Consider the following 8,163-nt stretch of genomic DNA (forward strand, 5'->3'; position numbering starts at 1 on the left):
GCTGGTGATCTTGCCCTCGTTCTTCACCGGGCCCGAGGACGTCCCCGACAAAGTAAGGCTTTTCCCCTGCATGAAGGCGCTGTCGCTCGCATCGCGCGTGAGGCCACAAAGCTGCCGCCTGTGGCCACGGACCGTTGGGGCCGATCACCACACCATTGGGATTGATGAGATAAAGCGAGCCTGTCGCACCGAGATGCCCCTGAAGCTCGGACATCTGTGCGCCCGTCACCCGGTTCAGCGTGGCACCGCTCCCGTTCTCAAACTGCACCGAATGACCCGAGGCAATCGAAAAGCTCTGCCAGTTGACGACACCACGTGCCGTGCTCTGCGTCACCGTGGTCGCAGTGCCAGTGCTCGCAATACTACCGCTGCCCGCAGCAAACTGCCCCCGCTCGGCAGCGCCTGCGCCAGAGCAAGGCCAGGCGTGAGCGCCGTAAAACCGAGCAAAAGAAGGCGCACGGTCAATGTCATGATCAGTTTCCGTTCTGTATTGCGTCATCATGCGCAAATAATGAGTGGGCTAGCGAGCGAGAGGGGGAGATCAGGCAGATCGCCCGTTCCTGGTTTTTTATGGCCTTATGACCAAATCTTCGCATAAATCAGCATAAATATTGCTTCGATCTCAGATGTGTTTATCTATTAAGTTTGACAATAATTTATGAAAAATATGCTTGGAATAGTATAAAGGTTATTTGAAGAGAATGGGTTATGCGTTCATATAAATACATAACCCACTAGATCTGACTTAACGTATTATTGGGTCTGTTTAGGCATGCCTTTGCTGCAGATCTCCAGGACAAGATTTGCGTGCTTTCGGCAATTATTATTCACACTAACGACGCGCAGACTCAAATCACGAGAGACTTCTCTCACGCATGAAGGAGTTATCTCACCAACAGAGCGTCTCTTCGCCAAGGCCGTGCCATAGGCGGTAAATGCACGCGCGAAGAAAAACGTCACAGGACTTTTCATTTATTTATTCCGCAAAACATTGATCAGACCGCGAGAAGTTTGTTTTGTTTACGTAACATTTTCTTAACATTTTGACGGCAGGGCCACGAAATTACACTCTCTCGGAAAAAGGGTTTCCAAGGGCGGTAGATCCACGGACACGACCGACGTCTGTTGGTTGATGAATAACTTTCCCGACACTTGCAAAAACGCGCAAATCGGACATGACGGCCGGGAAATCGCCATCCGAAATAGATATCTGGATCCTTGTCGCACCGCTTCGTTATGGTGACAGTAGCGCAGGATCTTACAGAAACCGCGCTATCACGAAGCAGGTCCTCGTTTCAAAGCAATGACCAATTACCCAACAAAATTACACCCAGACATGAGGTCGATTTTATATCGGTTTCGCAACAGATAGACGATTCCCAAGCGGCATAGAGTGAAACTGGATCGGAACGACTTCGCGCGGGCTTAAGTGATGGGTTCGCGCGCGAGGCTAAGCCGAGAAGTCGCACCTGCAACACGCCGATACAGTCTGAATATATTCCATATGCCATACATTCAAGCTTTTTTTCGAACTGTAGAAAACTTTTTTTATGGTCACAAAACCGTCGTCTTTTTGACATGTGAGGGAGGTTCGAAATGTAGTCGAAACTGAGTGTTTCCAAGCTCCAAATGTGCCCGTTGCGATCACCGCATCAATGCCCCTTCTGCTTGGGATTACTCGGTTAACATTGACGCAGCCCCCCAAGCTGGGGCACCCCGTTCGTTCACGGGAAGAGGAAAGATAGGTGGATGGAGAGAAGAGTTCTTCACTGCGACGGCGTCCGGCGAAGGGGGGGTATGTTCGCGGGGAAGCCAAGCGTATCACCATCATCGAGGCAGCGATCCGGTGCTTTGGCGAGCTCGGCTTTGCCGGCGCCACCACACGGGCAATAGCGCGTGCCGCAGGCGTCAATCCGCCTGCACTCGAATATTACTTCAATGACAAGGCCGGACTCTACGAAGCCTGTCGTCAGCATGTCTTTAAAGCGATCTATGGGCTGCTCGAAGAGCGGGGAGCCCTACTAGTGGCCGAGACCGTTGATCGGCCGGAAGACGCGATGCAGGCTCTGGAAGTCCTGCTGGACGCGCTGACAGATGTTCTGCTTATTATAGCGGAGCGTCACGGGTGGCGACGGCTCTTCGTTCAGCTACGCATCCACGAATCTGGCAAGGCGGAAGGCGCGCGCTTTCAGCCCTCTCACGGCTTGTTTGAGCGATGCAGCGATCTCGCAGCAAAAGTGATGGACCTGCCTGCCGACGATAATGAGGTCAAACTACGCACGGCGGCTGCCTTAGGCCTGCTGATGACGTTCCATCTGGAATTCGAAATGATGATGGCGCGTTGCAAATGGCGTGACCTAGAAGAGCCAAGACTGACTCAACTTAAGAAGGTGATCCGCCAGAGCGCGCGTTCCATCCTACTGACACCAAACATACCCGAATAAGATCGTCTGCATGCTGTGTGATGTTGCCAGGCAACGTTGGATTGCGTCACAGAGGCGTACTGGTGATCTTGCCTTCATTCTTCACCGTGCCCGAGGAGGTGCCTGACAGGGTAAGGCTCTTCCCCTGCATGAAGGCGCTGTCGCTCGCATCGCGCGTTGAGGCCACAAAGCTGCCGCCTGTCGCCACAGACCCCTTGGGGCCGATCACCACACCATTGGGATTGATAAGATAAAGCGAGCCCGTTGCCCCGAGATGGCCCTGAAGCTCGGACATCTGTGCGCCCGTCACCCGGTTCAGGGTGGCACCGCTGCCGTTCTCGAACTGCACCGAATGACCCGAGGCAATCGAAAAGCTCTGCCAGTTGATGACACCGCGTGCCGTGTTCTGCGTCACCGTCGTGGCAGTGCCAGCACTCGCAATACTACCGCTGCCCGCAGCAAAACTGCCCCCGCTTGGCAGCGCCTGCGCCAAAGCCAGACCAGGCGTGAGCGCGTAAAACCGAGCAAAAGAAGGCGCACGGTCGGTCTTACGGTCATATGTCATCTCGTTTCAGCAGTTACAGATATCAGTCAAACGCCTGAAAAAACTCCATCAAATGTGTCATAAATACTTATTATTTCAAAACGAAACTTTTATGAAACAAAAGAAATATTACGAAATATCGTTGAATAACCTTTTGTTGCACAAAAAGCACTTCGGATAATGGTCCCTTTCTCTACTATGCAATAGTAAGATACAAGTTATCGAAAGAGATCCTGCTGCAGGGCAAGTTCCACTTGACCGATCCGAGGGCGATCCACAGAAACGCATCATCCCAGCTGGCAACAGCCTAACCGCGCGATACACAAAAATTAGACTACCTCACTGAATTTTTCGTAACTGGTTGGAAAGTGCCGGAAGGAGAGAAATGATTCGATAAGCGAGCCCCCCTTCAGCGCCTAACATCTGATTTTTTGCGTACATCGCTTTTAAGCTCGCGACGCTGGCTACATTTTCGCTTTCATCCGCTTCGTCGCTTTCATCACTGGTCTGCATCGAGGAAAGTACAGGTGAGGAAAAGCTGACACTGGTGGGAGACGTTACAGGCGTCGGCCAAAAAACCTGAGAAAACGCTACAGCGGCTGCAGCCGGTGTCAAAATTGGTGTCGTCGGAATGGGCGAAACCGGCATCAGTGTATCCGGCACAGGAGGCACGGGCTCAGGCACAACAGCCGTCGACGTATCCGGCACCGAAGGTACAGGCTCAGGCACAATAGTCATCGACGTATCCGGCGTGGAAGGTACAGGCTCAGGCGCAACAGATGCCGACGCTTCAACTTCGTACAAGGCAGGCCGATAAGAAATAGAGTAATTGCCAAGACCGGTCCCGATCGCTTTGGAAATAGTCAGGGCATAAAGTCCTGCTGGGCTCTCAGCTTTAGCATCTGTCGCCAGCGTCACGCCGGTCACCTTATCCCCATTAACGATACCGCTCACCGCGAAAGCCGCATTGTCTAGCACGGGCGACTGCCCGTAAGTGCCAGACTGATTAGCCGCCATCACAATTAGCTCGGCTGGGGTGATGGTGTTGAGCGCCCGATAGACGATTTGATACCCGGACGCGGTCATACCGGTTCCGTAAAGAATTCCCGTGGAGCCCGCGCTATTCGTAGAAGATAAAATTACGTTCTGCCATGCGATCGCACCGGACATGCGACTGGACGCTTCGGCGCCGTTCTGATCCGTAAATGTGACCCCCGAAATGTTGAGCCCATTTGAACCATAGACCTGAGCCCCCTCTGCCTTGATCACAATATAAGGCAGGGCAGACAGAACGGGATAAGGAGCACCCGCGACCCAAGCTGGTAACTCGATCAGGCTATCGGCGCCTCCCAGCAACCACTGGACCGTGGTCAGCCCTGTTATACCCATCGAAGAGCCATCACCCACAGCTTGAGCCACGCCGGTCGTCGTCGTATCCCAATAAGCGTTTGTGACCGCGCCGTTATTACTGCCAATCAGGCCGCCGACGAGACTATCTGTACCTGCACTGATCGCTCCCGTAGCATAGGCATTGGAGATGCTACTGGTGCTGTCGGTCATGCCCACCAATCCTCCGACCGTGCCTTTGTCTCCTGCGCTGATAGCACCTGTCGCATAGGAGTCAGTAATCACGGTGGAATTTTCGTTACTATATTGTTCGTTATCTCCGACCAGGCCGCCAACATAGTTATTCTCACCTACGGCGGAAACTGTACCCGTGGCATAAGTATTACTGATTGTAGCGTTCTGATTGATGCCGACCAATCCACCGACAGCGCCCTGGTCGTCTCTCAGCAGGACAGCCCCCGTGGCGCGAGCGTTCGTGATGTTGCCCATGATATTCGAACCCACCAGTCCGCCCACATAGAACCCGTTGCCATTACCCGTCGCGGAAACGTTTCCTGTAGCGTAAACGTCTGTGAGCGAGCCACAGTAGTTGTTTCCTACAAGACCCCCTAACGCATTTTGCACGCTTGCCCCTGAAACTGTCGTTGAGACAGTACCGGTAGCGTAAACATTGTTGATGATGCCCCCATTGATACCCGCGATTCCACCAGCAGAACTTATGGCACGTGGACCCAGAGCTGGATCTGCGCCTATGACCCTTAATATGGATGAGACGGCACCCGTCGAGTAGGCATTGCTGATCGTTCCGTAATTGTCCCCAACCAGACCACCAACAATAGCCCCCTCAACGGAGTCAGGATCGGTGTCTGTGATGATGAATGTGGCGATCGACGAAACACTGCCCGTCACGTAGGCGTTGCTGATCGTGCCTCCACTATTGGAGCCTACCAGCCCGCCCACCACTGTGCCTGTGCCTGTCACACTCCCGCCAAGCATGCCAATATTTGTGACGATACCACCAGAAAGAAGACGACCGATGAGCCGGTGTAACGGGAAGTCGAAGAAATAACGAGATTATTGATCGTGTAACCCAGGCCATCCAGCGTCCCGGAGAAAAATTTGCTTCCTGAACCGATCGGCACAAAACCCGTATAGCCTGAAGCCTCGATTGTATTACCCAGAACGTAACGATCGGAGAGATTATTTTGCATGCCCTGAAGCTGGGCTGTGTTCATAATCACCGTGTAGAGATTGGCAGACGGGTCATTGGCGCTGAACACCCGGTTGCCACTCAGACCAAGGAGGTAGGGGGTCGTTCGATTATCCGCATTGCCCCAGACAGCGTTCGTAAATCCCGCAGGCAGTGCGGCCTGCAGCTGTGACGTTGTCAGTCCCGTAACGCCTGCACCGTCTCCACTACCGACACCGGACTCCTGTCTCGTTGTACTTGTATCCCAATAAGTATTTATGAACTTACCACTGACTTGATCATTCACACTTCCGTCTGAATTTAAAGCGAAAGGATTTGCTCCAGCCAACCCGCCAATATTCTGATTTTCCGATGAGCCCGTGACAGCTCCCGTAGCATAAACATTACTGACTATGCTGTCAGCGTCGTTGTATCCGATCAACCCACCGACATAGCTATCCCGGTCAAGCTCTGAGACGGCGCCCGTAGCGTAGGCATTCGTTATCGCGCCATCATTATAACCTGCCAGTCCACCGATCGCAGCGCCTGTTCCAGTTCCCGAGACACCACCCGTGGCATAAGAAGTGCTGATCGTTCCGTCATAACCATTGGAACCGACAAGGCCACCAATAGTGCTTTGCGCCCCTGACCCGGAAACTGCTCCCGTTGCGTACGCGCTGATAATCGAACCGTGATTCGACCCTACCAGTCCGCCTACAACACCGTTATCAAGCGTTCCTGAGACACTCCCCCCTTGCGTCCCGATATTTCTGACGACACCACCTGAACCGAGCCGTCCGATGAGCCCAACGTAATCGCGCCCGAAGAAATGACGAGATTGTTGACGGTGTATCCCAACCCATCCAGCACGCCCGTGAATTCTGTGCCCGTGCCAGCTATCGGCGCAAAACCCAAGAAAGTCGCTGCATCGATGACGTTGCCAAGAACGTAACGCCCACCGAGATTGTTCTGCACGGCCTGAAGCTGGGAGGTGTTGAGCACAACCGTGTAGAGATTTGCCGTCGTGTCATTGACACTGAAAACCTGATTGCCGCTCAACGACCGCAGATAGGGTGTCGTCTGGTTGCCTGCATTGCCCCAAACGGCAGAGTCAAAGCCTGCTGGGAGAGCTGCCTGCGAGTCTGCTGTGCTCTTACCGGTTAAATCGGTGTCTGAGCCCTGACCCACTCCCTCTGACTGCCCTGTCGTATCGACATCCCAGAAGACGTTTGTGATCGTATCGTTGGCTCCCCTGTATCCAACCAGACCACCAAATGAGCTCAAAGCATCACTATCGGTACCCGAGACATTGCCTGTCGCATAGGCGTTGGCGAGTGACCCGCCACCAAGCGTGCCGATAAGCCCTCCAAGATGGAGAGTATCGATCGAGCCTGAATTTATGACTGACCCTGTAGAATAGACATCGGTTACCGAGCCGTTTGAATTGGTACCAATCAACCCGCCAGCAGAAAGCACCGACGTCGCACTCGTGCCGCTATAAGAGACCGGTCCGGTAGCGTAAGAAACGGCAATCGTCCCGTTATTGGTCCCAACCAGTCCACCGAGAGAGAGGTTCAGACGATTATTGGACGCTAAATATGAGACCGAGCCTGTCACGTAGGCGTTGACGATAGAGCCGCCATTATTTGTGCCAACCAGACCGCCGACAGAGACGCTTGAACCGTCGCCCGAAGTTCTCCCTCTGATGCTTCCGCTAAGAATGCCTATGTTTTCGAGCGTACTGCCGGGCGCAAGTCGCCCGAAAAGACCGACATCAGCTGCGCTTGAGACAACCGTCAGATAGGAAATCGTATTTCCAAGGCCGTTGAAATCGCCGCTAAAGCCACTCGTCCCGCCCAGCGGCGTAAAGCGCGACGCGTCAGTATACCCGATAGGCAGCGCCAGAGCATAATACCCGCTCGCCCCAACAGCCTGCAATTCGTCTGTATTGGTGATCAACGTGTAGGCGTGATCATTAATCGTCAGCGTACCGCCAGTATTCGCTGTGTTATTTCGATTGGGAAACTGGATGGCACTGCCATTCAGCGTCAAAACACCGCTGCTGGTAGCACTTGCGTTATTATAATTAGTGACCAGCGCCAAGGTGCCGTCACCGGTGATGGTGATCCCGGCATTAAGCGTGATACTATGATACGCATTCAGGGTCAGCTTGCTACTCGTACTCCACGAGATCGGCGCGTTCAGAATGATATCCCCATTGCCAGACGACCTGACGCCTATGGCGTCATTATTGACATAATCGGCGTTGGTCTGCTGGGTGACGTTGGTGCCCTTCGCGAGTGTGGCATTAATCGTATTGGCTGCTGCCGTGTCGATGGTCAGGTCTTCAGGATCGAGCAGCCACTGCCCGCCTACACCTGCATCGATCGTGGCGTTGCCCAGATCCATCGTATGCGCCGAGGTCTCGATCTCGCCGCCCGCACCATTATCCTTGCCGCGCGCTTTCAGCGTCGCCCCGCTGGCAAGGGTCGTGCGTGCGGCAAGATTGACCCCGCCCATCGCATCCGTGCCCACCAGAACCTGACCGCCCCGCTTGCCCGATTGCGTGGCAGAGGCATCGAGCACGGCATGGCTGCCCAGAGACACCTCACGCCCGTTCGCCCGGATCGTCCCGCCTGTACCGTCCTGGGTGCTCGCCG

At 54.0% G+C, this 8,163-nt stretch carries 6 protein-coding genes and 1 pseudogene; 1 reads left to right on the plus strand and 6 read right to left on the minus strand.

Going from position 1 to position 8,163, the window contains the following annotated elements; all coding sequences use genetic code 11:
• Positions 1-502, minus strand: a 502-nt coding sequence (locus JCM15831_RS19645) for a two-partner secretion domain-containing protein (RefSeq protein WP_035774747.1), incomplete at its 3' end; no start/stop codon positions are given.
• Positions 503-1,745: 1,243 nt separating this feature from the next.
• On the opposite strand from JCM15831_RS19645, the gene JCM15831_RS20675 reads away from it, so the two are divergent.
• Entirely contained in the window at positions 1,746-2,444 is a 699-nt protein-coding gene (locus JCM15831_RS20675) for a CerR family C-terminal domain-containing protein (RefSeq protein ID WP_025824860.1), read from the plus strand.
• A gap of 46 nt (positions 2,445-2,490) precedes the next feature.
• Here JCM15831_RS20675 and JCM15831_RS14910 read toward each other — a convergent pair whose 3' ends face one another.
• The 5 genes and pseudogenes from JCM15831_RS14910 to JCM15831_RS23140 form a co-directional block, all read right to left on the minus strand.
• Positions 2,491-2,988 (minus strand): two-partner secretion domain-containing protein, encoded by a 498-nt coding sequence (locus tag JCM15831_RS14910; RefSeq protein ID WP_025824861.1) that lies wholly within the window; start codon positions 2,986-2,988, stop codon positions 2,491-2,493.
• Positions 2,989-3,306: 318 nt separating this feature from the next.
• Positions 3,307-5,310, minus strand: a complete 2,004-nt coding sequence (locus JCM15831_RS14915; RefSeq protein WP_025824862.1) for a GLUG motif-containing protein — start codon at positions 5,308-5,310, stop codon at positions 3,307-3,309.
• Positions 5,292-5,810: a hypothetical protein gene (locus JCM15831_RS21225; RefSeq protein ID WP_035774748.1), complete on the minus strand. Its 519-nt coding sequence runs from the start codon at positions 5,808-5,810 to the stop codon at positions 5,292-5,294. The genes JCM15831_RS14915 and JCM15831_RS21225 overlap by 19 nt, the downstream gene beginning before the upstream one ends.
• A gap of 84 nt (positions 5,811-5,894) precedes the next feature.
• A pseudogene (locus JCM15831_RS23760) lies at positions 5,895-6,305 on the minus strand (GLUG motif-containing protein); the annotation flags it as partial.
• The coding region (locus JCM15831_RS23140; RefSeq protein ID WP_025824864.1) for a beta strand repeat-containing protein at positions 6,218-8,163 on the minus strand (1,946 nt) is incomplete at its 5' end. The gene JCM15831_RS23140 and the pseudogene JCM15831_RS23760, both read right to left, overlap by 88 nt.

It is taken from the genome of Asaia astilbis JCM 15831, from assembly GCF_000613845.1.
In the GTDB taxonomy this organism is placed as follows: Bacteria; Pseudomonadota; Alphaproteobacteria; order Acetobacterales; family Acetobacteraceae; genus Asaia; species Asaia astilbis.